General features: G+C 72.0%; 15 protein-coding genes. 7 read left to right on the forward strand and 8 right to left on the reverse strand.

Translation table 11 applies throughout. The features are described from left to right. The first annotated feature begins 121 nt into the window (after positions 1-121). The gene (locus ACIPPM_RS11440) at positions 122-2386 is read left to right on the forward strand and encodes a heavy metal translocating P-type ATPase (RefSeq protein WP_401445853.1); all 2265 of its coding nucleotides are present in this window, start codon (positions 122-124) and stop codon (positions 2384-2386) included. A 695-nt stretch (positions 2387-3081) separates the two neighbouring features. Here the strand turns inward: ACIPPM_RS11440 and ACIPPM_RS11445 are convergent. Together ACIPPM_RS11445 and ACIPPM_RS11450 are read right to left on the reverse strand one after the other, a co-directional pair. Then, positions 3082-4383 (reverse strand): citrate synthase, encoded by a 1302-nt coding sequence (locus ACIPPM_RS11445; protein ID WP_393596841.1) that lies wholly within the window; start codon positions 4381-4383, stop codon positions 3082-3084. Positions 4384-4560: 177 nt separating this feature from the next. Further along, positions 4561-6849: an ATP-dependent RecD-like DNA helicase gene (locus ACIPPM_RS11450; protein ID WP_401445856.1), complete on the reverse strand. Its 2289-nt coding sequence runs from the start codon at positions 6847-6849 to the stop codon at positions 4561-4563. Positions 6850-7029: 180 nt separating this feature from the next. On the opposite strand from ACIPPM_RS11450, the gene ACIPPM_RS11455 reads away from it, so the two are divergent. From ACIPPM_RS11455 to ACIPPM_RS11470, 4 genes are read left to right on the forward strand one after another with little or no spacing between them, the layout of a single operon-like run. Next, the gene (locus ACIPPM_RS11455) at positions 7030-8088 is read left to right on the forward strand and encodes a LacI family DNA-binding transcriptional regulator (RefSeq protein ID WP_401445859.1); all 1059 of its coding nucleotides are present in this window, start codon (positions 7030-7032) and stop codon (positions 8086-8088) included. After that, on the forward strand, positions 8085-9629 hold the full coding sequence (locus ACIPPM_RS11460; protein ID WP_401445861.1) for a sugar ABC transporter ATP-binding protein: 1545 nt from the start codon (positions 8085-8087) through the stop codon (positions 9627-9629). The genes ACIPPM_RS11455 and ACIPPM_RS11460 overlap by 4 nt, the downstream gene beginning before the upstream one ends. Beyond that, positions 9619-11568, forward strand: coding sequence for a substrate-binding domain-containing protein (locus ACIPPM_RS11465; protein WP_401445864.1), 1950 nt, complete (start codon positions 9619-9621; stop codon positions 11566-11568). Before ACIPPM_RS11460 ends, ACIPPM_RS11465 begins: the two co-directional genes overlap by 11 nt. A gap of 31 nt (positions 11569-11599) precedes the next feature. Continuing rightward, the gene (locus ACIPPM_RS11470) at positions 11600-12502 is read left to right on the forward strand and encodes a ribokinase (protein ID WP_401445867.1); all 903 of its coding nucleotides are present in this window, start codon (positions 11600-11602) and stop codon (positions 12500-12502) included. 204 nt (positions 12503-12706) lie between these two features. Here the strand turns inward: ACIPPM_RS11470 and ACIPPM_RS11475 are convergent, their stop codons facing one another. Next, positions 12707-13306, reverse strand: coding sequence for a TetR family transcriptional regulator (locus ACIPPM_RS11475; protein ID WP_401445869.1), 600 nt, complete (start codon positions 13304-13306; stop codon positions 12707-12709). A gap of 127 nt (positions 13307-13433) precedes the next feature. On the opposite strand from ACIPPM_RS11475, the gene ACIPPM_RS11480 reads away from it, so the two are divergent. Continuing rightward, positions 13434-14375, forward strand: a complete 942-nt coding sequence (locus tag ACIPPM_RS11480) for an aldo/keto reductase (RefSeq protein WP_401445872.1) — start codon at positions 13434-13436, stop codon at positions 14373-14375. A gap of 93 nt (positions 14376-14468) precedes the next feature. On the opposite strand, the gene ACIPPM_RS11485 is transcribed toward ACIPPM_RS11480, so the two are convergent. From ACIPPM_RS11485 to ACIPPM_RS11500, 4 genes are all read right to left on the reverse strand, one after another. After that, positions 14469-16316, reverse strand: a complete 1848-nt coding sequence (locus tag ACIPPM_RS11485) for a glycoside hydrolase family 3 protein (protein WP_401445875.1) — start codon at positions 16314-16316, stop codon at positions 14469-14471. A gap of 164 nt (positions 16317-16480) precedes the next feature. Then, positions 16481-17914, reverse strand: coding sequence for a S28 family serine protease (locus tag ACIPPM_RS11490; RefSeq protein ID WP_401445877.1), 1434 nt, complete (start codon positions 17912-17914; stop codon positions 16481-16483). 88 nt (positions 17915-18002) lie between these two features. Next, the gene (locus ACIPPM_RS11495; protein WP_401445879.1) at positions 18003-18392 is read right to left on the reverse strand and encodes a hypothetical protein; all 390 of its coding nucleotides are present in this window, start codon (positions 18390-18392) and stop codon (positions 18003-18005) included. A 108-nt stretch (positions 18393-18500) separates the two neighbouring features. Further along, positions 18501-22220 (reverse strand): ABC transporter ATP-binding protein, encoded by a 3720-nt coding sequence (locus tag ACIPPM_RS11500; RefSeq protein ID WP_401445881.1) that lies wholly within the window; start codon positions 22218-22220, stop codon positions 18501-18503. 155 nt (positions 22221-22375) lie between these two features. Here ACIPPM_RS11500 and ACIPPM_RS11505 point away from each other — a divergent pair, with 155 nt between their 5' ends. Continuing rightward, positions 22376-22657, forward strand: coding sequence for a hypothetical protein (locus ACIPPM_RS11505; RefSeq protein ID WP_401445883.1), 282 nt, complete (start codon positions 22376-22378; stop codon positions 22655-22657). Here the strand turns inward: ACIPPM_RS11505 and ACIPPM_RS11510 are convergent. After that, the gene (locus ACIPPM_RS11510) at positions 22650-23648 is read right to left on the reverse strand and encodes an esterase-like activity of phytase family protein (RefSeq protein WP_401445885.1); all 999 of its coding nucleotides are present in this window, start codon (positions 23646-23648) and stop codon (positions 22650-22652) included. The genes ACIPPM_RS11505 and ACIPPM_RS11510 overlap by 8 nt on opposite strands. Positions 23649-23693: the final 45 nt, after the last annotated feature.

Genomic DNA, 23693 nt, shown 5'->3' on the forward strand with positions numbered 1-23693 from the left:
GCAGCACCTCCGCTGGTCCGCGCGGTAGGCGCGCGGACCGCGCAACCCTTCCCCGACCGGGCCGTACCGACCAGCTCATACTGGATTCCGTAAGGTCCGGTCCGATGTCTGGAGTCCGGGCATGACCAGCACCACCGCAGAGACGGGGCGTACGGCGCCCACCGCGGACGAAAGCCGGGTCGAGCTGCTCATCGGCGGCATGACCTGCGCGTCCTGCGCCGCGCGGGTGGAGAAGAAGCTCAACCGCATGGACGGCGTGAGCGCCACCGTGAACTACGCGACGGAGAAGGCGAAGGTCAGCTTCGGCGACGGCGTCCGCGTCGCGGACCTGATCGCGGTCGTCGAGAAGACCGGGTACACCGCCGAGGAACCCGCGCCCCCGGAGCCCGAACCGGCCGCCGACGCGGACGAGTCCGGCGACCGGAGCGAGCGCGACCCCGAGCTGTCCGCGCTCCGGCAGCGGCTGCTCGTCTCCGCCCTGCTCGCCGCGCCCGTCATCCTGATGGCCATGGTCCCGGCGCTCCAGTTCGACAACTGGCAGTGGCTCTCGCTGACCCTCGCCGCGCCCGTCGTCGTCTGGGGCGGGCTGCCCTTCCACCGGGCCGCCTGGACCAACCTGCGGCACGGCGCGGCCACCATGGACACCCTGGTCTCGGTCGGCACGCTGGCCGCGTTCGGCTGGTCGCTGTGGGCCCTGTTCTTCGGCCACGCGGGCATGCCCGGCATGCGGCACGCCTTCTCGTTCACCGTCTCCCGCACCGAGGGCACCTCCGTCATCTACCTGGAGGTCGCCGCCGGGGTCGTCGCGCTGATCCTGCTCGGCCGCTACCTGGAGGCCCGCTCCAAGCGCCGGGCCGGTGCCGCGCTGCGGGCGCTGATGGAGCTGGGCGCCAAGGACGTGACCGTACTGCGGGACGGGCGCGAGACGCGGGTGCCGGTGGGCTCGCTCGTCGTGGGCGACCGGTTCGTGGTGCGGCCCGGCGAGAAGATCGCCACCGACGGCACGGTGCTGGAGGGCACCTCCGCCGTCGACGCGTCCATGCTGACCGGCGAGTCCGTGCCCGTCGACGTCGCCCCCGGCGACCGGGTCACCGGCGCCACCGTCAACGCGGGCGGGCGACTGCTGGTCGAGGCGACCCGGGTCGGCGGCGACACCCAGCTGGCCCGGATGGCCCGGCTGGTGGAGGACGCGCAGAACGGCAAGGCCGAGGTGCAGCGCCTGGCCGACCGGATCTCCGCCGTGTTCGTGCCCGTCGTCATCCTCATCGCGCTGGGTACCTTCGGCGTCTGGCTGGGCGTCACCGGGGACACGGTCGCCGCGTTCACCGCCGCCGTCGCCGTACTGATCATCGCCTGCCCCTGCGCCCTGGGCCTCGCCACCCCGACCGCGCTGATGGTCGGCACCGGGCGCGGCGCGCAGCTCGGCATCCTCATCAAGGGCCCCGAGGTGCTGGAGTCCACCCGCCGCGTCGACACCGTCGTCCTCGACAAGACCGGCACCGTCACCACCGGGCGGATGACGCTCCTGGAGGTGTACACCGCCCCCGGCGAGGACGAGAAGCAGGTGCTGCGGCTCGTCGGCGCCCTGGAGCACGCCTCCGAGCATCCCGTGGCCCGCGCGGTCGCGGAGGGCGCCGAAGAACGGGTCGGCACGCTGCCCCCGGCCGAGCACTTCGAGAACGTCCCCGGCCGCGGCGTACGCGGCCGTGTGGACGGCCACGAGGTGGCCGCCGGACGGCTCTGGGACGACCTGCCCCAGGAACTGGCCGCCGCCCGCTCCAGGGCCGAACAGGAGGGCCGTACGGCCGTCGTGGCGGGCTGGGACGGCCAGCCCCGCGCGGTGCTCGCCGTCGCGGACGCGGTGAAGGAGACCAGCGCCGAGGCGGTACGGGAACTGCGCGCCCTCGGTCTGACGCCGGTGCTGCTCACCGGGGACAACCGCACGGTCGCCGAGGCGGTCGCGCGTGAGGTCGGCATCGACGAGGTGATCGCCGAGGTGCTGCCCGAGGACAAGGTGGACGTGGTCCGGAAGCTGCAGCGCGAGGGCCGGAGCGTCGCCATGGTCGGGGACGGGGTGAACGACGCTGCCGCGCTCGCCACCGCCGACCTCGGCCTCGCCATGGGCACCGGCACCGACGCGGCCATCGAGGCCGGGGACCTCACCCTGGTCCGGGGCGATCTGCGGGTGGCCGCCGACGCCATCCGGCTCTCACGGCGCACCCTCGCCACCATCAAGGGCAACCTGGTGTGGGCCTTCGGCTACAACGTCGCCGCGCTGCCGCTGGCCGCGGCGGGTCTGCTGAACCCGATGATCGCGGGCGCGGCGATGGCGTTCTCCTCGGTGTTCGTGGTGACCAACAGCCTGCGGCTGCGCCGGTTCCACTGAGCCGGGCCAGGAAGTCACCGGGAAAAGCTGGCCCAGGAGAAGTAAGAGTCCCTCTAGAGTCCGGCGCGCACCTCACATAAGCTCTTCACAAGGCTCGCGCATCTTCCTTACGCTTGGGCCCCGATCGCCGTATCGGGGCTCTTGCGCACCTATGGGACGTATGCAAGAGACGCAGATCACAGTGACGCGAACGTAACCATCGAAGGGGTTCGACGGTCTAAGTTGGCGGTGTCAGTCCAGCGTCTTGGGGGGCGCCGGCTGGCATCTGGAGTCGTCTTGGGGGACTTCTCCGGAGATGCGTTGCCGGGGCACGTACACCGGGAAGCTTTGAGCGGCCCTCCCAGCGTGCGCTGTCCCGGCAGACCGCAAGCGTTTTACATCACTGGAGCACGGCGGGTCCGCCCGTCCTGCTCGGACAGCGAATTCAGGCGCTGTCTCTCCGAGCGCCCGGCCCGGATCCCGTGGGGGGAATCCGCACCGGGGCATGGGAAGGCGCCCTGGACGTCGGCCCGTGGGGGGACCGACGCCAGGGCGCCTTCCGCTTTTCACACCTTTTTTCAGGGCTCGGTTCGCCTCCGGGGCGCTGAAGCCGGTGTCGACAGCCCGACCGTGCTCAGCCCTTCGGGCCTCCGCGCACTCGACCTCTCGACACCGACGCGCCCCTTCGGCTCACTCGCCGGTCGCTCGGCAGTCGCTCAGCGCTGCTCGACCGGCACGAAGTCGCGCTCGACGACGCCCGTGTAGATCTGGCGCGGGCGGCCGATGCGGGAACCCGGCTCCTTGATCATCTCGGTCCACTGGGCGATCCAGCCCGGCAGGCGGCCCAGCGCGAACAGGACCGTGAACATCTCGGTCGGGAAGCCCATGGCCCGGTAGATCAGACCGGTGTAGAAGTCCACGTTGGGGTAGAGGTTGCGCGAGACGAAGTAGTCGTCGGACAGCGCGTGCTCCTCCAGCTTGAGCGCGATGTCCAGCAGCTCGTCGGACTTGCCGAGCGCGGAGAGGACGTCGTGCGCGGCAGCCTTGATGATCTTGGCGCGCGGGTCGAAGGACTTGTACACCCGGTGGCCGAAGCCCATCAGGCGGACGCCGTCCTCCTTGTTCTTCACCTTGCGGATGAAGGAGTCGACGTCGCCGCCGTTGGCCTTGATGCCCTCCAGCATCTCCAGCACCGACTGGTTGGCGCCGCCGTGCAGCGGGCCCCACAGCGCGTTGATGCCCGCGGAGATCGAGGCGAACATGTTGGCCTGCGAGGAGCCGACCAGGCGGACCGTGGAGGTCGAGCAGTTCTGCTCGTGGTCCGCGTGCAGGATCAGCAGCTTGTCCAGCGCGGAGACGACGACCGGGTCGAGGTCGTACTCCTGCGCGGGCACCGAGAACGTCATGCGCAGGAAGTTCTCGACGTAGCCGAGGTCGTTGCGCGGGTAGACGAACGGGTGGCCGATCGACTTCTTGTACGCGTACGCCGCGATCGTCGGGAGCTTGGCGAGCAGCCGGATCGTGGAGAGGTCGCGCTGCTGCTCGTCGAAGGGGTTGTGGCTGTCCTGGTAGAAGGTGGACAGCGCCGAGACCACCGAGGACAGCATGGCCATCGGGTGGGCGTCGCGCGGGAAGCCCCGGTAGAAGTTCTTGACGTCCTCGTGCAGCAGGGTGTGCCGCGTGATGTCGCCCTGGAACTTGGCCAGCTCGTCGACGGTCGGCAGCTCACCGTTGATGAGGAGGTACGCCACCTCGAGGAAGCTGGAGCTCTCGGCCAGCTGCTCGATCGGGTAGCCGCGGTAGCGGAGGATGCCCGCCTCGCCGTCGAGGTAGGTGACGGCGGATTTGTACGCGGCCGTGTTGCCGTAGCCGCTGTCCAGGGTCACCAGACCGGTCTGGGCGCGGAGCTTCCCGATGTCGAAGCCCTTGTCACCGACGGTGCTGTCGACCACCGGATAGGTGTACTCGCCGTCGCCGACCCTCAGTACTACAGCGTCGTTCTTGGTGTGCTCGCTCACGTCTTCCCTCACCGACTTAGTGCCTCATCTTCGAGGTGCCCTGACTGTCTCTACCATCCCCCATTTGGCTCAGGAGAGTGCACTCGGGGTCGCCACTTGGCCCACTGGCGGCACTCAGTGCCGTCAACCTGCTCATCCTGCCCCCTGGCCGGGGCATCCGGAAGTGCTCTGTGACCTTCACGACTCGTTTGATCGATCATTTTCGCCGAGGCGTCCGGAACCGGCGAGCCTGAAGTCGAGCGCCGTGCACCGCCGACCGGCCGATACCGTGCGTACGGCCTGCCCGATGGCCTTGCGCGAACCCACCAGCACCACCAGCTTCTTGGCGCGGGTGACCGCCGTGTACAGCAGGTTGCGCTGGAGCATCATCCAGGCCCCGGTGGTGACCGGGATCACCACGGCCGGGTATTCACTGCCCTGGGAGCGGTGAATGGTCACGGCGTAGGCGTGGGCCAGTTCGTCCAGTTCGTCGAACTCGTACCCCACCTCCTCGTCCTCGTCCGTCAGCACCGTCAGCCGCTGCTCGACCGGATCGAGTGAGGTCACCACGCCCACGGTGCCGTTGAAGACGCCGTTCTCGCCCTTGTCGTAGTTGTTGCGGATCTGGGTGACCTTGTCGCCGACCCGGAAGACCCGGCCGCCGAACCGCTTCTCCGGCACGTCGGGGCGGCCGGGGGTGACGGCCTGCTGGAGCAGGGCGTTGAGGGCACCGGCACCCGCCGGGCCCCGGTGCATGGGGGCGAGGACCTGCACGTCGCGGCGGGGGTCGAGGCCGAAGCGGGCCGGGATGCGGCGGGCGGCCACGTCCACGGTGAGCCGCCCGGCCTCCTCGGTGTCGTCCTCGACGAACAGGAAGAAGTCGTCCAGCCCGTCGGTGAGCGGGTGTTGGCCCGCATTGATCCGGTGCGCGTTGGTGACCACGCCGGACCGCTGGGCCTGGCGGAAGACGCGGGTGAGCCGGACGGCGGGCACCGGGCTGCCCTCGGCCAGCAGATCGCGCAGCACCTCCCCCGCGCCGACGCTGGGCAGCTGGTCCACGTCGCCGACGAAGAGCAGATGGGCGCCGGGCGGTACGGCCTTGACCAGCTTGTTGGCGAGGAGGAGGTCCAGCATGGACGCCTCGTCCACCACCACGAGGTCGGCGTCCAGCGGGCGGTCGCGGTCGTAGGCGGCGTCCCCGCCGGGCTTCAGCTCCAGCAGCCGGTGCACGGTGGACGCCTCGGTGCCGGTCAGCTCGGCCAGCCGCTTGGCGGCGCGTCCGGTGGGCGCGGCGAGCACCACCTTGGCCCGGCGGGCGCGGGCGAGTTCGACCACCGAGCGGACGGTGAAGGACTTGCCGCAGCCGGGCCCGCCGGTGAGGACGGCGACCTTCTCGGTGAGCGCGAGCCGGACGGCCGCCTCCTGCTCGGGCGCGAGGTCGGTGCCGGTACGGGCCTTCAGCCAGCCGAGCGCCTTGTCCCAGTTCACGTCCCGGAAGACGGGCATCCGGTCCTCCCCGGTGCGCAGCAGGCGCGACAGCTGGGCGGCGAGGGAGAGTTCGGCCCGGTGGAAGGGGACGAGGTACACGGCGGTGACGGGCTCGCCGCCGTCCGGTCCGGGGACCTTCTCCCGTACGACACCGGGCTCCTCGCCCTCCTCGCCGGGGGCCGCCAACTCGGCCAGGCACTCGATGACCAGGCCGGTGTCGACCTGGAGGAGCTTGACCGCGTCCGCGATGAGGCGTTCCTCGGGGAGATGGCAGTGGCCCTGGTCGGTGGACTGGGAGAGGGCGTACTGGAGCCCGGCCTTGACGCGTTCGGGGCTGTCGTGCGGGATGCCGACCGACTGGGCGATCTTGTCGGCGGTGAGGAAGCCGATGCCCCAGACGTCGGCGGCGAGCCGGTACGGCTGGTTCTTCACCACGGAGATGGAGGCGTCGCCGTACTTCTTGTAGATGCGCACGGCGATGGAGGTGGAGACCTCGACGGTCTGGAGGAAGAGCATCACCTCCTTGATCGCCTTCTGCTCCTCCCAGGCGTCGGTGATGCGCGCGGTGCGCTTGGGGCCGAGGCCGGGGACCTCGATCAGGCGCTTGGGCTCCTCCTCGATGATCCGCAGGGTGTCCAGGCCGAAGTGCCGGGTGATGCGGTCGGCGAAGACCGGGCCGATGCCCTTGACCAGTCCGGAGCCGAGATAGCGGCGGATGCCCTGGATGGTGGCGGGGAGGACGGTCGTGTAGTTCTCGCAGGTGAACTGCTTGCCGTACTGCGGATGCGAGCCCCAGCGGCCCTGCATCCGCAGTGACTCCCCCACCTGGGCGCCGAGCAGCGCGCCGACCACGGTGAGCAGGTCGCCGCCGCCCCGGCCGGTGTCGAGGCGGGCGACGGTGTACCCGGTCTCCTCGTCGGCGTAGGTGATGCGCTCCAGCACACCTTCCAGTACGGCCAACTGCCGTTCGCCCGTGGTGTTCCCCGTCTGTCGTGCCATGGGGCGACGGTACCGGCGAGGGCCGACAGCGAGCCGTGCCCCGGTTGCGCTCATCTGAGCGGAGTTCATCACAGTTTGATTTCAGCCACCCTCGAGGGGGTTGTCCAGGGCCCGTGTAATCGATTCCAATCCTCCGGAACACGTCGTTGAAAACGATTCCACAAGGAGGTGGAGCCGTCGATGGCGAGCATCAAGGACGTCGCCGCCGCGGCGGGTGTCTCCGTCGCCACGGTCTCGCGCGTGCTGAACGCTCATCCCTCGGTGAGCGCCGAGGCGCGCTCCCGTGTGCTGGCCGCCGTGGCCGCGCTGGGCTACCGGCCCAACGCCGTGGCCCGCTCCCTGCGCACCGACCAGACCCACGCCCTCGGCCTGGTGATCGGCGATGTGCTGAACCCGTACTTCACCGAGCTGGCCCGCTCGGTGGAGGAGGCGGCCCGCGACCTCGGTTACAGCGTGATCATCGGCAACGCCGACGAGCGCCCCGACCTCCAGGACCACCACGTCATGACCCTGCTGGACCGCCGGATCGACGGTCTGCTGGTCTCCCCGGCCCCCGGCGACTCCCCGCTGCTGCTGGACGCGGCCCGCGCGGGCACCCCGGTGGTCTTCGTGGACCGCTGGATTCCGGGCGCGGAGGTGCCGGTGGTCCGGGCCGACGGGCGCCGGGCGGTACGGGACCTGGTGGCGCATCTGCATCTGCTCGGGCACCGGCGGCTCGCCATCATCGCGGGCCCGGCGGGCACCACGACCGGCAGCGAGCGGGTCACCGCGTTCCGGGACGCGCTGGCCGTGTACGGGCTGCCGCTGGCGGCCGAGTACATCGGCCACGGCGACTTCCAGGCGGCCAGCGGGCGGCGGGTCACCGAGGGCTTCCTCGACCTGCCCGAGCCGCCCGACGCGGTGTTCGCCGCCGACAACCTGATGGCGCTGGGCGCGCTGGACGCGATCCGGGCGCGCGGGCTGCGGGTGCCTGACGACATCGCGCTGGCGGTGTTCGACGACATCCCGTGGTTCGTGCACACCGATCCGCCGATCACCGCCATCGCCCAGCCCACCGGCGAACTGGGCCGGGCCGCCGTGCGCGCCCTGGTCGACCGGATCGAGGGGCGGACCGCGGAGTCCGTGACCCTCGACGCCCGACTGGTGGTGCGCCGCTCGTGCGGGGCCCCGGCGCCCGTACTGATTCCTCCCACAACCCCCATGCGAAGGAGCACCCCGGTGCAGAGGAGCACACCGTGAGCGATCCCGACGAACTGCTGCGCGTCGAGGGCATCCGCAAGGCATTCCCCGGTGTGATCGCGCTGGACGGCGTCGACTTCGGCCTGCGCCGGGGCGAGGTCCATGTCCTGCTCGGCGAGAACGGCGCGGGCAAGTCCACGCTGATCAAGACCCTGTCCGGCGCCTGCCCGCCCGACTCCGGGCGCATCCTGGTCGACGGCAGCGAGGTCCGGGTGCGTACCGCGCGGGACGCGGAGGCACTCGGTATCGCCACGATCTACCAGGAGTTCAACCTGGTCCCCGATCTGACGGTGGCCGAGAACATCTTCCTGGGCCGCCAGCCGCGCCGGTTCGGCATGGTGGACCGGGGGCGGATGGAGGCGGACGCCGAGGTCCTGCTGAAGCGGGTCGGGCTGGACGTCCACCCGCGCACCCGGGTGCGTGAACTGGGCATCGCCCGGCTCCAGATGGTGGAGATCGCCAAGGCGCTCAGCCTGGACGCCCGCGTGCTGATCATGGATGAGCCGACCGCGGTGCTCACCTCCGAGGAGGTCGGCCGGCTGTTCACGCTGGTGCGCTCGCTGCGCGCGGACGGCGTCGGCATCGTGTTCATCACCCACCACCTGGACGAGATCGCCGCGCTCGGCGACCGGGTCACCGTGATCCGGGACGGCCGCAGCGTCGGCCAGGTCCCGGCGTCCACGCCCGAGGACGAACTCGTCCGGCTGATGGTGGGCCGCTCCATCGAGCAGCAGTACCCGCGTGAACGCCCCGAGCGGGGCGAGCCGTTGCTCGCCGTCGAGGGGCTGACGCGGGACGGCGTCTTCCACGACGTGAGCTTCGAGGTGCGCGCCGGTGAGGTCGTCGGCATCGCCGGGCTGGTCGGCGCGGGCCGTACGGAGGTGGCGCGGGCGGTGTTCGGCGCCGACCCGTACGACGCGGGCACGGTCACGGTGCGCGGCACCGTGCTGCGGCGGCACGACGTGGACGCGGCGCTGACCGCCGGGATCGGGCTGGTGCCCGAGGACCGCAAGGGCCAGGGACTGGTGCTGGACGCCTCCGTGGCGGAGAACCTGGGTCTGGTGACCCTGCGTTCGGCCAGCCGGGGCGGGCTGGTGGACCGCAAGGGCCAGCACGCGGCGGCCGGGCGGATCGCCGAGCGGCTGAACGTGCGGATGGCGGGCCTCGGCCAGCACACGCGCACTCTGTCCGGGGGCAACCAGCAGAAGGTCGTCATCGGCAAGTGGCTGCTGGCCGACGCCCGGGTGCTGATCCTCGACGAACCGACGCGCGGCATCGACGTCGGCGCCAAGGTCGAGATCTACCAGCTCGTCAACGAACTCACCGCGGCCGGTGCCGCCGTCCTGATGATCTCCAGCGATCTGCCCGAGGTGCTCGGCATGAGCGACCGGGTGCTGGTGATGGCCCAGGGCCGGATCGCGGGCGAACTCGACGCCGCCGAGGCCACCCAGGACGCCGTCATGTCCCTCGCCGTGGGCACCCCCACGACCGACCCCACGACCGACCCCAGTATCGAAACGGAGGCCCCCGGTGGCCGCTGACACCCTCAAGAGCCGGGCGGAATCCGGCAGTTCCGTAGGCGGCTTCGGCCAGCTGCTGCTCGACAACGGCGCGCTGACCGCGCTGATCGTCCTCGTCATAGCCCTGTCGGTGCTGTCGGGCGACTTCCTGACCACCGACAACCTGCTCAACATCGGTGTGCAGGCGGCCGTGACGGCGATCCTCGCCTTCGGTGTGACCTTCGTGATCGTCTCGGCGGGCATCGACCTGTCGGTGGGCTCGGTGGCCGCGCTGTCGGCGACCGTACTGGCCTGGAGCGCCACCTCGCACGGCGTACCGGTGGCCCTCGCGGTGGTCCTCGCGCTCGCCACGGGTATCGCGGCGGGCCTGGTCAACGGCTTCCTGACGGCGTACGGGAAGCTGCCGCCGTTCATCGCGACGCTGGCCATGCTGTCGGTGGCGCGCGGTCTGTCGCTGGTGATCTCCGGGGGCGTGCCGATCCCGTTCCCGGACTCCGTCTCCCACCTCGGGGACACCCTCGGTTCGTGGCTGCCGGTGCCGGTACTGGTCATGGTGGTGATGGGGCTGCTCGCGGCGTTCGTGCTGGGGCGGACCTACATCGGCCGGTCGATGTACGCGATCGGCGGCAACGAGGAGGCCGCGCGCCTCTCCGGCCTGCGGGTGAAGCGGCAGAAGCTCGCCGTGTACGCGCTGTCCGGGGTGTTCGCGGCCGTCGCCGGTGTGGTGCTGGCCTCCCGGCTGTCCTCGGCGCAGCCGCAGGCCGCCGACGGCTACGAGCTGGACGCCATCGCGGCCGTCGTCATCGGCGGTGCCTCGCTGGCGGGCGGCACCGGCAAGGCGTCGGGCACCCTGATCGGCGCGCTGATCCTTGCGGTGCTGCGCAACGGCCTCAACCTGCTCTCCGTCTCCGCGTTCTGGCAGCAGGTCGTCATCGGTGTGGTCATCGCGCTGGCGGTGCTGCTGGACACCGTGCGCCGCAAGGCGGGGGCGACCCCGGTGGCGGCCGGTACCGGGGGCGGGAACCGGGGCAAGCAGGCGGCGACGTACGGGCTCGCGGCCGTGGTGACGGTGGCGATCGTCGGCGCGACCTCCTTCCTGCACAACGGCTCGGCCTCCGCCAACCCGAAGCTGGGTCTGTCCCTGTCGACGCTGAACAACCCGTTCTTCGTGCAGATCCGGGACGGCGCCCAGGCGGAGGCGAAGAAGCGGGGCGTGGACCTCACCGTCACCGACGCCCGTGACGACGCCTCCCAGCAGGCCGACCAGCTGCAGAACTTCACCAGCTCCGGCTACGGCGCGGTCATCGTGAACCCGGTGGACTCCGACGCGGCGGGCAACTCGGTGAAGGCCGCGGGCAAGGCGGACATCCCGGTGATCGCGGTGGACCGCGGGGTCAACAAGGCGAAGGTGGCCGCGCTGGTCGCCTCGGACAACGTGGCGGGCGGCGAGCTGGCCGCGCAGACGGTCGCGGAGAAGCTCGGCGGCAAGGGGCGGATCATCGTCCTCCAGGGCCAGGCGGGCACCTCCGCCGCCCGTGAGCGGGCCGAGGGCTTCGCCAAGGGGCTCAAGCGGTTCCCCGGTATCAAGGTGCTGGCCCAGCAGCCCGCCGACTTCGACCGGGCCAAGGGTCTGGACGTGATGTCCAACCTGCTCCAGGCCCACCCCGACGTGCAGGGCGTCATCGCGGCCAACGACGAGATGGCGCTCGGCGCCATCAAGGCGCTCGGCGCGAAGGCGGGCAAGTCCGTGCAGGTCGTCGGCTTCGACGGCACCCCGGACGGTCTGAAGGCGGTCAAGGACGGCAGTCTGTACGCGTCGGTGGCGCAGCAGCCGACCCAGCTCGGCCGGATCGCCGTCACCAACGCCCTCAAGGCACTGGACGGCGGCAAGCTCGCGCCGATGGTGAAGGTGCCGGTCAAGGTGGTCACCCGCGAGAACGTGTCCGGCTTCACCGGCTGACCGCGCCTCACATCTCTTAGGGAGCCTCTTGATGTACGACTACGACCTGCTGGTCGTGGGGTCCGCCAATGCCGACCTGGTGGTCGGGGTGGAGCGGCGGCCGGGTGCCGGGGAGACGGTGCTCGGCGGTGACCTGGCCGTCCATCCGGGCGGCAAGGGCGCCAACCAGGCGGTCGCCGCCGCCCGCCTCGGCGCCCGTACGGCGCTGCTGGCGCGGGTCGGCGACGACGGCCACGGCCGACTGCTGCTGGACTCGCTCGGCTCGGCCGGGGTGGACACCTCGGCCGTGCTGACCGGCGGGGCGCCGACCGGGGTCGCGCTGATCACCGTCGACCCGTCCGGGGACAACAGCATCGTGGTCTCCCCCGGCGCCAACGCCCGCCTCACCGAGGACGACGTACGGGCGGCGGTGCCGGGGGCCGCCCGGGTGGTGTCGGCGCAGCTGGAGATCCCGCTGGAGACGGTGGCGGCCGTGGTGCGGGCGCTGCCCGAGGGCACCCGGTTCGTGCTGAACCCGTCCCCGCCGCGTCCGCTGCCCGCCGAGGTGCTGGCCGCCTGCGATCCGCTGGTGGTCAACGAGCACGAGGCGCGGGTGTTGCTGGACGACGCGGACCCCGGTGACGATCCCGCCGACTGGGCGCGGCGGCTGCTGGCCCTCGGCCCGCGTTCGGTGGTGGTGACGCTGGGCGCGAAGGGCGCGCTGGTGTGCGACGCCTCGGGTGCGCGGGCGGTGCCGTCGGTGGCGGTGGCCGCGGTGGACACCACGGGTGCCGGGGACGCGTTCACGGCCGCGCTGGCCTGGCGGCTGGGCGCGGGCGAGGAGCTGGCCGAGGCGGCGGCGTACGCGGCCCGGGTGGGCGCGGCCGCGGTGACCCGGCGCGGGGCGCAGGAGTCGTACCCGACGGGGGCGGAAGTGGCGGCGCTGGACGCCTGACATGTTTCGAGGGGGCGTCCCCGGTCGAATCGACCGGGGACGCCCCCTCGGCTTTCCCCCTGCTCGCCAGAACTTCGCGATCCCCCCACGGAATCCCCCCCGAAGCCCTGACGCGTAGTACGACACCGGATGGCGGCGAAGGGTTGCACGCCCGCCCAAGATTTTTTCGCGGTCCCTCACCGGCAGCCTCCGGGTGGCTGTCCCTCAGGGCGCGGTGGCCGGGAACAGGCGCTGTACCGCCGCGACGACGGCGCCCCGGCGGGCGGCGAGGAAGGCGGTCCGTTCGGCCTCGTCGGCGGGCAGGAGCTCGCTCTGGCCGACCCAGGACATGGCGAGCTGGCTGACGAACAGCAGGATGTCGGCCGGGTCCCAGTCCGGGTCGAGTCCGCCGGACCGCTGTGCGGCGCGGAGCTGCTCGGTCTTGTGCCGCATGGCCGCCCGCACCGGGTCATCGGCGTTCGCGGACGCGGACCCGCCCAGTTCCAGGCGGCCCCAGTCCATCAGCCGCAGCCGCTCGGGGTGGGCCGCGAAGTGGTCGTGGAGCCGGCCCGCGTAGCCCGGCAGGTCCAGGGGGTCGAGCCGGGTGGCCTCGGTGACGGCCGTCAACTCACGGGCGGCGACGGTGGCGTACAGCTCCTCCTTGCCCCGGAAGTGGGCGTAGAGGCGCTCCTTGCTGGTCCGCGCGGCCTTGGCGATCCGCTCGATGCGGGCCCCGGCGATCCCGTACCGGGCGAACTCGGAGGTGGCCGCGGCGAGGATGCGGTCGCGGGTCGAGTCGGGAGCGGGCGTCGTCGCGGAGGGCATGGACCCAGAATAACGGACCGAACTGTTCGGTTTGGCGGGAGGCCGGTCGAGGCGTACGGTAGAACCGAACGGTTTGGTTTGGTCCCGCTTCCGGGCGGAGACCCTCTACGGACATGCGGGAGCGCACATGGAACTGCGGACTCTGGGGTCACAGGGGCTCAAGGTCTCCGCCCTCGGCTACGGCGCGATGGGCACGGCGATGGGGTACGGGCCGTCGGACGACACCCGGTCGATCGCGGCGATCCGGCACGCGCACGAGCTCGGCGTCACGCATTTCGACACGGCGGAGATGTACGGCTGGGGCGAGGGCGAGAAGCTGCTCGGACACGCCCTGGCGCCGATCCGCGACGAGGTCACCATCGCGACGAAGTTCGGCCTCACCCCCACCTACGGCAGTGACTCGCGGCCCGGGCACATCCGTGAGGTCGTCGACAACAGCCTGCGCAACCTCGGCATCGACGTGATCGACGTGCTCTACCAGCACATGCCCGACCCCGAGGTCCCGGTCGAGGACGTGGTCGGCGTGATGAAGGAGCTCGTCGACGCGGGCAAGGTGCGGTACCTCGGGCTGTCCAACACCGACGCGGACGCCCTTCGCCGGGCCCACGCCGTGCACCCGATCTCGGTGCTGCAGCAGGAGTACTCGGTCTTCGAGCACGGGGTGCGGCCCCTGCTGCCCGTCCTGGAGGAGCTGGGCATCGGTCTCGTCGCCTACTCGCCCCTCGCGCGCGGCTTCCTCAGCGGCGCCCCGGTCCGGTCCAGGGAGCACTACGCCGCCGACGACTTCCGTCAGCTCCTGGCCTGGTGGGCTCCGGAGAACATCGACGCGAACCGTGCCATCGCGGCCGGACTGGGCCGCCTCGCGACCGACAAGGGTGTCTCCCTCTCCCAGCTCGCGCTCGCCTGGCTGCTCGCGCAGAAGGACTACATCGTCCCCATCCCCGGCTCGCGCGACGCCGGACGCGTCGCCCAGAACGTCGCCGCGGCCGACGTCACCCTGACCGCCGGGGACCTCGCCCGCATCGCGGAGATCGCCCCGACCGGGGCCGTGGGCGGACACCTGGGCTGACGCCCGCTCGCGGAGCCCGGCTCGACGTGCGGCCGGGCACGGCCTCCGACCGGTGCCGAACCGGTGGGAGGCCGTACGGCGTTCAGGGAGTCTCTAGTACGTCAGCCCGTGGCCGAGGGGATACAGCTCCTTCGCCGGGTCGTCCGCCCGCGCGATCGGTACCGGGAGCTTGCCGCGGGGCTTCACCCGGCCCGCGATCACCCGGGCGGCGGCGCGGAGTTCGACGTCGGTCCAGCAGTAGGCGGCCAGGTGTGCCCTGACCTCGGTGAGCTGGGCGACGTCGTACGGGTTGCGGATCGCCAGGGCGATCACCGGGCGGCCGGTGGCCAGCAGCCGCTGGACCAGGGTGCGCTGGGTGCTGGACGCGGTCACGTTGTACGTGGCGACGATCACCGCGTCGGCGTCCTGGGCGGCGGTGACCGCCTTGGTGATGGCGTCTGCCGTGGGGGCGGTGCCGGTGGACAACGCCGTGGCGGTGAAGCCCAGTTCGGTGAGTGCGGTGGCCAGTACGCCGGTGGGCGGGCCGGTGGTGCCGGACGGGGAGGCCGGGTCGGCGCCGACGACCAGGATCTTCGGTTGCCTGCGGCGGTCGAGCGGGAGCAGGCGGCCCTCGTTGACGAGCAGGGTCGTGGTGCGCTCGGCGATGTGGTCGGCGGCGGCCAGGTGCTGCCGGTTGCCGACGGTCCGGTCGACTCCGGCGCGGGTGACGCGGGTGCCCTGGAACAGGCCGAGCTTCGCCTTCATGCGCAGGATGCGGAGAACCGATTCCTCCACGCGGGCCTCGGTCAGCTCGCCGCCGCGCACGGCGGCCAGCACCGCGTTGTAGGCCACGTCCATCGAGGGCGGGTTGAGGAGTTGGTCCACCCCGGCCTTGAGCGCGAGCACCGGTACCCGGTCGTCGCCGTACTTGGTGCGGACGCCCTCCATGCCGAGGGAGTCGGTGATGACGACGCCGTCGTAGCCGAGTTCGCCGCGCAGGATGCCGGTGACGATGGGGTGGGAGAGGGTCGCGGGGTCGCCGGAGGGGTCGAGCGCGGGGAACTGGATGTGCGCGGTCATCACCGAGTCGATGCCCGCGGCGACGGCGGCCCGGAACGGCACCGCGTCCAGCCGGTCCCACAGTTCCCGGCTGTGGGTGATGACCGGGAAGCCGGTGTGGCTGTCGACGGCGGTGTCGCCGTGGCCCGGGAAGTGCTTGGCCGTGGCGGCGACCCCGGCCGACTGGTAGCCCTTCACCTCGGCCGCCACCAGGGTGCCGACCAGCTCGGGGTCGGCGCCGAAGGACCGTACGCCGATGACCGGGTTGGCCGGGTTGACGTTGACGTCGGCGTCGGGCGCGTAGTCCTGGTTGACGCCCAGCGCGCGCAGCTCGGTGCCGGAGATGCGGCCGGTGGTGCGGACGTCGGTGCTCGAGCGGCCCGCGGCCAGGGCCATGGCGCCGGGGAGCAGGGTGGCGGGCTTGCCGATCCGGCAGACGGCGCCGTGCTCCTGGTCGGTGGAGATGAGCATGGGCAGCCCGCGCGGCCGGGTCAGCGAGGAGCGCTGGATGCCGTTGGAGAGGTCGGCGATCTGGTGCGGGTCGCGGGTGTTGTGCGCCCAGGTGAAGTAGATGATGCCGCCGACCCGGTACCGCTCGATCAGCTCGTCCGCGGTGCGGACGCCGAGTTCCTCGACGTTGGCGTCGATGTCCGCCTGGTCGGGGGCGGTGGCGGAGTGGCCGTAGATCCGGGAGACGAAGAGCTGGCCGACCTTCTCCTCCAGCGTCATCCGGGCGATGACCGCGCGCAGCGCCGCGTCGTTCGGGGCGGCGGCGTGGGCCTGTGCGTTGCCGGAGGCGGCGGGGACGGCGAGCGCGGCGCCGAGGCCGGCCGCGCTCGCGAACAGGGACCGTCTGGAGGGCCCCGCGGTGTTTCCCGTGCTTCCCGTGCTGGTGTGGTGCACGTGCGCCCCTTCCGAAGGAGAGAACCGCTGAAGGAAACTTTCGGAAGTCACCAATATCCGGGAAGTTTCTTTCCGTCAAGGGAACGCACGGGGCGTCGTCCACCGGGCCGGAAAACGCGGAAGGGGGCGCCGGACGACACCGGCACCCCCTCCCCCGACATGCCTTACGGGCGCAGCGCGGGCTCGCGCTCCACGTCCCGTACGTCCAGTCGGCCGTCGAACCGGGCCAGCGGCTTCGCCGCCGACGGGTCGGCCTGGACCGCCGGGGACGCCACCCCGGCCCACTTGAGGATGCGGGCGGTGGCGAAGGCCCGCTCGTCGGCGACGAGCCCGGCGACGTTCGCGCCGTGGTTCATGCCGGGCGCGGTGAACACGTAGGAGTCACGGGCGCCCGCGCCGGGACGGAACCGCTCGGAGCCCCACGGGTCGTTCTGCCCGTACACCCAGAGCATGTGCCGGGCGTCGTGCCGGACCCAGTTGTCCACGTCCCGCATGGCGCCCTTCTGGAAGCGCATCGGGATGGAGCGGGGCACGAAGTTGCGCGGCGGCTGGTAGCCGTAGCGGATCAGCTTCCGCTCGATGTGCGGGAAGCCGATGGTGGGCGCGCCGAGCTGGGTGCCCGCCTGGTAGTAGTACGGCGTGTACTGCTCCAGGCCCTGGTCGGTGTAGGCGGAGAAGCCGGAGATGGTGTCGACCGAGTCCCAGATCGCGTCGTCGGTCGCGGTGGCCGCGCCGGCCGGGATCGAGTCGCAGTCGGCGAGGCCGCTGTACTGCCAGAAGCCCCACACGTAGTCCAGGACGACGGCCTCGTACGCCTTGTCCAGGGAGCCGATGGTGGTGAAGGTGTAGCCGTTGTCGGCGGCGTACGCCGCGTACCGCTGCTCCAGCGGCGCGCGGCGGACGAGGGCCTCGCGCTGGACGGCGTTCAGCTTGTCGCGGCACTCCTTGGTGCCGACGCGCTCGAAGAAGCGGTCGTAGGCCGAGTCCTCGTCGTTGACCACGTCGTTGGGGGCGACGTAGGCGACGACGCCGTCCATGTCGCGGGGGTAGAAACGCTCGTAGTAGGTGGCCGTCATGCCGCCCTTGGAGCCGCCGGTGGCCAGCCAGTTGGCGGAGTACAGCGGCTTCAGCGCCTCGTAGACGGCGTGCTGGTCGCTGGCGGCCTGCCAGATGTCCAGCTTGGACCAGTCGGCCGGGGCCGGGCGGGACGGGGTGAAGAAGCGGTACTCCAGCGAGACCTGGTTGCCATCCACGATCTGGGTGGGCTCGCGGCGGGACGGCGTGGTGGAGACGTTGTAGCCGCCGGTGTAGAAGACGGTCGGGCGGCTGGTGTCCTTGTGCAGCACGGTGATCCGCTGCTGGAAGGTGCCCCTGGCCGGGTGCCGGTGGTCGACCGGCTGGGTGAAGTTCAGGACGAAGTAGCGGTAGCCGGTGTACGGCTTCTCCTCCACCAGGCTGACGCCGGGTATCGCCAGCAGCCGGTCCTTGATGTCCGTGGGTGCCTGCGGTGCGGTGGTGGCCGCCCCCGCTGTGCCCGCCGTGCCCAGTGTGCCGATGAGCACCGTGAGCGCCAGCAGCCATCTCAGCGCCTTGCGCATTGCGCACTCTCCCCTGTGAGACAGATGTCCGCCGGAAGCTATCCGAGCAACTGCCTTCACACCAGGGGGGATTGGCCGGTTCGCGCGATCAGCACAGAATCCAGCCGGAACTGACGGCACCCCGGCCGGCCGCGCCGCGCACCTTGACGCACCGGTGCCCGGCGTGGACGGTGACGGGCCCGGCCTGGTACCGGTAGCGGCCCCGGTCGGTCACCGGCCGGTTGCCGCGCGCCTGCACACTGACCAGGAGGACGCCGGAGCCGGGTTTCCTGGCGACGGTGGTGGCGCAGACATAGCCGTTGTGCCGGTAGAGGTGGACGGTGCCGGTGGCGAACGGCAGGGCGCGCACCTGGCGCCCGGCGCACCGCCCGGCGGTGGCGGCCTCGGCCGTGCCGGGGGCCGCGAGGGCGAACACCCCGGACAAGGTCAGCGCGGCCGCGCCGAGCACTGTGAACCGCCGTATCGCCCCACCGTCCACGGCCGTCCCTCCCCCGCCCCCATGGGCACACTTTTGCGATCAACGTACTGATGTACGGACGCACCGGGTGTGCCGGATGGTTGCGCGGCCGCCAGCGAGGCGCGTCACTCAGGGGGTGACGCCGACCGGCTCCTCCGGCTCCGACTGGCCGACGAAGGTGCGCCACATGTCGGCGTACCGGCCGTCGAGAGCGAGGAGTTCCGTGTGGTGGCCGTCCTCCACGACCCGGCCGTGCTCCATCACCACGACCCGGTCGGCGCGGGCGGCCGTGGTCAGCCGGTGCGCGACCACCAGGGTGGTACGGCGGCCCGCGAGCCGGTCGGTGGCGTGGTTGACCTGCGCCTCGGTGGCCAGGTCCAGCGCGGCGGTCGCCTCGTCCAGCAGCAGCACGTCGGGGTCGACGAGTTCGGCGCGGGCGAGCGCGATCAGCTGGCGCTGGCCCGCCGAGAGGTTGCGGCCTCGCTCGGCGACCTCGTGCAGATAGCCGCCGTCCAGGGTGGCGATCATCTCGTGCGCGCCGACCGCCCGCGCCGCCGCCTCCACCTCGGCGTCACTCGCCGCGGGCCGCCCGTACGCGATGGCGTCCCGGATCGTGCCGGGGAACAGGTACGCCTCCTGCGGCACCACCCCGAGCCGGTGCCGGTACGAGGTGAGGTCCAGCGCGCGCAGATCGGTGCCGTCGGCGGTGACCCGGCCCGAGGTCGGGTCGTAGAACCGGGCGACCAGCTTGACCAGGGTCGACTTGCCCGCGCCGGTCTCCCCGACGAACGCCACGGTCTGCCCGGCCGGGATGGCGAGGTCGATCCCGGTGAGCGCCTCCTCCTCGTCGCCGTACGCGAAGGACACGTCCTCGAAGGCGATGTCGCCGCGCAGCGAGAGCACATCCAGCGGGGCGTCGGCGGACCCGGTGGAGGCGGGTTCGCGCAGCAGCTCCTGGATGCGGCCCAGCGACACGGTGGCCTGCTGGTAGCCGTCGAAGACCTGCGAGAGCTGCTGCACCGGGGCGAAGAACAGGTCGATGTAGAGCAGGTAGGCGACCAGCGCGCCCGTGGTCAGCGTCGCCGCCTCCACCCGCCCGGCGCCGGAGATCAGCACGGCGGCGGCCGCGACCGAGGACAGCAGCTGCACGAACGGGAAGTAGATCGAGATCAGCCACTGGCCGCGGATACGGGCCCGCCGGTAGTCGGCGCTGCGCTCGGCGAACCGGCGCCCGCCGTCCCGCTCGCGGCGGAACGCCTGCACGATCCGCAGGCCCGCCACCGACTCCTGCAGGTCGGCGTTGACCACCGACACCCGCTCCCGCGCCAGCTCGTACGCCTTCACGCTGGCCCGGCGGAAGAAGAAGGTGGCGATGATCAGCGGGGGCAGCGTGGCGAACACGACCAGCGCGAGCTGGACGTCCAGCACCAGCAGGGTGCCCATGATGCCGAAGAAGGTGACGACCGAGACGAACGCGGTGACCAGACCGGTCTGCAGGAACGTGGACAGCGCGTCCACGTCGGTGGTCATCCGGGTCATGATCCGGCCGGTCAGCTCACGCTCGTAGTAGTCCAGGCCGAGCCGCTGGAGCTGGGTGAAGATCTTCAGCCGCAGCGCGTACAGCACGCGTTCGCCGGTGCGGCCGGTCATCCGGGTCTCGCCGTACTGCGCGGTCCACTGCACCAGCACGGTGAGCAGGCCGAGCAGGGAGGCCGCCCAGACCGCGCCGAGGGCGGTCCGGGTGACGCCCTCGTCGATGCCGTGCCGGATCAGCACGGGCAGCAGCAGGCCGGAGCCCGCGTCGACGGCGACCAGCGCGAGGCTGATCAGCAGCGGGCGCCCGAAGCCGTGCAGCAGGCGGCGCAGCCCGTAGGAGTCCTCGGCGCGGACCGCGCGGGCCTCGTCGACGTCCGGGGTGTCGGTGGCCGGGGGCAGCGCCTCGACCTGGGCGAGCAGCTCGGGGGTGGCGGGCGTGCCGGAGAGAGTCTCCTCCCTCGGCGTACGGTCGCCGGTCCACAGCCGGGGGGTGACCCCGCGCTCGGCGTCGAACTCGGCGTCCAGCTCATCGCGTACGGAGGTGTCCTCGGTCGGCTCGGCCGGGCGGGCGTGGCCCGGCGAGGGGGCGCCCAGTTCGTCGGGGTCGGTGAGGAGCCTGCGGTAGAGCGGACAGCGCTCCTGGAGTTCCTCGTCGGTGCCGAGGTCGACCAGGCGGCCGCCGTCCAGCACGGCGATGCGGTCGGCGAGGCTGAGGGTGGAGCGGCGGTGCGCGATCAGGAGGGTGGTGCGGCCCGCCATGACGTGGGCCAGCGCCTCGTGGATCTCGTGCTCGACCCGGACGTCCACCGCCGAGGTGGCGTCGTCCAGCACCAGCAGGCGGGGGTCGGTGAGCAGGGCGCGGGCGAGCGCGAGGCGCTGGCGCTGGCCGCCGGAGAGGGTGAGGCCGTGCTCGCCGACCTTGGTGTCGTACCCCTCGGGCAGCTCGCGGACGAAACCGTCGGCCTGGGCGGCGCGGGCGGCGGCCTCGATCTCGTCCTGGGTGGCGTCGGGACGGCCGTACGCGATGTTCTCGCGGACGGTGGTGGAGAACAGGAAGGAGTCCTCCGGGACCAGCCCGATCGCGGCGCGCAGCGAGTCGAGCGTCAGCTCGCGCACGTCGTGGCCGCCGACCAGGACGGCGCCGTGGGTGACGTCGTAGAAGCGCGGCAGCAGCAGGGAGAGGGTGGACTTGCCGGAGCCGGAGGAGCCGACGACGGCCAGGGTCTCGCCGGGGCGGATCTCCAGGCTGAGCCCGTCGAGCACGGGGCGCTCGGGGTCGTAGCCGAAGGAGACGTCGTCGAACTCGACGGAGGCGGGGGCGTCGGCGGGGAGGGTCTTGGTGCCGTCCTTCAGGGACGGCTCGGTGTCGATCAGCTCCAGCACGCGCTCGGTGCCCGCGCGGGCCTGCTGGCCGATGGTGAGGACCACGGCGAGCATCCGCACCGGGCCGACGAGCTGGGCGAGGTAGGTGGAGAAGGCGACGAAGGTGCCCAGCGTGATGTGCCCGCGCACCGCCAGCCAGCCGCCGAGGGCCAGCATCGCGACCTGGCCGAGCGCCGGGACGGCCTGGAGGGCGGGGGTGTACTTGCTGTTCAGCCGGATGGTGCGCAGCCGCCCCGCGAACAGCCTGCGGCCGACCTCGCGCAGCTTCCCGGTCTCCTGCTCCTCCTGCCCGAACCCCTTCACCACGCGGACACCGCTGACCGCGCCGTCCACCACACCGGCGACGGCGGCGGCCTGGGCCTGGGCGTACCAGGTGGCGGGGTGCAGCCTGGTGCGGCTGCGGCGGGCGATCCAGCCGAGGGCGGGGGCGACGGCGAGCGCGACCAGGGTCAGCGGCAGCGACAGCCAGGCCATGATGCCGAGCGAGATCAGGAAGAGCAGGACGTTCCCGATGGTCATCGGGAGCATGAACAGCAGGCCCTGGATCAGCTGGAGGTCGCTGGTGGCGCGGCCGACGACCTGCCCGGTGGACAGCTCGTCCTGGCGGCGGCCGTCGAGCCGGGTGATCGTGTCGTACATCCCGGTGCGCAGGTCGTGCTGGACGTCCAGGGCGAGCCTGCCGCCGTAATAGCGGCGGACGTAGGTGAGGGCGTAGATCACCACGGCGGCGCCGAGCAGGGCGCCCGCCCAGGGGGCCATGTCCCGGCTGTGGTCGCCGATCACGTCGTCGATGATCACCTTGGTGATCAGCGGGACCACGGCCATGACGGCCATGCCGCCCAGGGAGGCGCCGAGCGCCAGGACGACGTCCTTCGGATGCCGCCAGGCGTAACCCGCCAGCCGTCGTGCCCATCCCCGTTGCGGTCCCACGCGGGTGTCCTCCGTCGCTCTGCCTGATCTTCCGTGGGCACAAACACGGGGGTGCGAGGGGGTATTCCGGGCATCGGCGTGTCGCCCGGCGGGCGGGGCGTCCGGGTTTGTGCTGGAATGCGTCGCGTCGTACGGACTCTGCGCTGGAGGCGGGCATGGACGAGGGCAACATCGACACACCGGACGCGGCCGATCTGGACGCGGCGGCCCGGCGCCACTGCGCGGCGGAGGGCTGGTCCCTGCCGGACGGCAGCTACCCGGTCCGCCCGGCGGACCGGCACGGCGCGGAGGACCTGCACCGGGCGATCCACGCGGTCGGCCGGGGGCGCCGCGATCCGCACGACGAGATCCGGCGGCACATCGAGGAGCGGGCGGGGGCGCTCGGTCTGACGGCGGAGATCCCGTCGGACTGGAACGCGGACGGGAGTCTCAGCTGAGGCGGACCGTGAGGCGGTAGAGGCGGGTCGTCTGGGCCGGGTTCTGGTTGTCGTCGCTGACGAGGAGCACCTTGAGGGTGCCCCGGTGACCTGTGACGGTCATCCCCTCGATGTTGTCCAGCAGCGGGTTCGGCTGGGGCTGGCGGGCGGTCGCGCCGAGGGTGGGGCAGTCGGCGAGGTCGGCGAGCGGGGTCTTGCTCATCGGGCGTACGCCGGGCTGCCCGGTGAGGTGCTCGACGCGTGAGGTGTCCGTGGCACGGCGCGGGTCGGCGAGGCTCAGCCGGACGGTGTTGCCGACGCCCGCCTCGAAGCCGCGCTCCAGCACGAGCAGGCGCCCGTCGGGGGTGGCCTGCACCTCGGGCACGCCCAGGCTCGGGTCGTCGGTGCGGTACGCGTACTGCGCGCCGAGGCGGAAGCGGCCGTGGTCCCGCGTCCAGGTCTGGAAGCGGACGGTGCCGGGGTCGTCCCCGGCGAGGGCGTACTCCATCGAGGCGAGGAGGGTGCGGCCGCCGGGGAGGAGGGTCAGGCCCTCGAAGGTCTGGTTGGCGGTGGCGCGTCCGGCGGGGGCAACCTGGAGGTCCGGCGGCACGGGGAGCCGCTCCAGGAGCTTGCCCTCGCGGGAGTACCGGCGTACGGAGGGCTCGGTCTCGGAGGTGACCAGGCGGGTGCCGTCGCGGTCGATGGCGAGCCCCTCGGAATCGAGGTCGCCGGGGAGGGTGACGGCGGCGGTCGGCCCCTGCGCGTCCAGCCGGAACAGGGTGGACCGGTCCGATAGCGCGGCGAGCGAACCGTCGCGGTCGACGGCGAGGGCGGAGAGGTTGCCGACGTAGGTGCCGTCGAAGGTGGTCTTGTCGAGGGCGTCGGAGAAGCCGTCGATGGCGACGGAGGCCGAACAGGCGTGCTTTTCAGAGGTGTTGGCGTTCGCGGTGCCGGGGGTGGTCGCGGCGAGGGTAGCGGCGGCGAGGGCCGCGAGCACGGTGCGTGGGCGCATGCCGGTCACCGTAGGGCGTGCACGGTGACCGGCGGGAGAGCGCCC

The organism is Streptomyces sp. NPDC090119 (genome assembly GCF_044747085.1).
Taxonomy (GTDB): domain Bacteria; phylum Actinomycetota; class Actinomycetes; order Streptomycetales; family Streptomycetaceae; genus Streptomyces.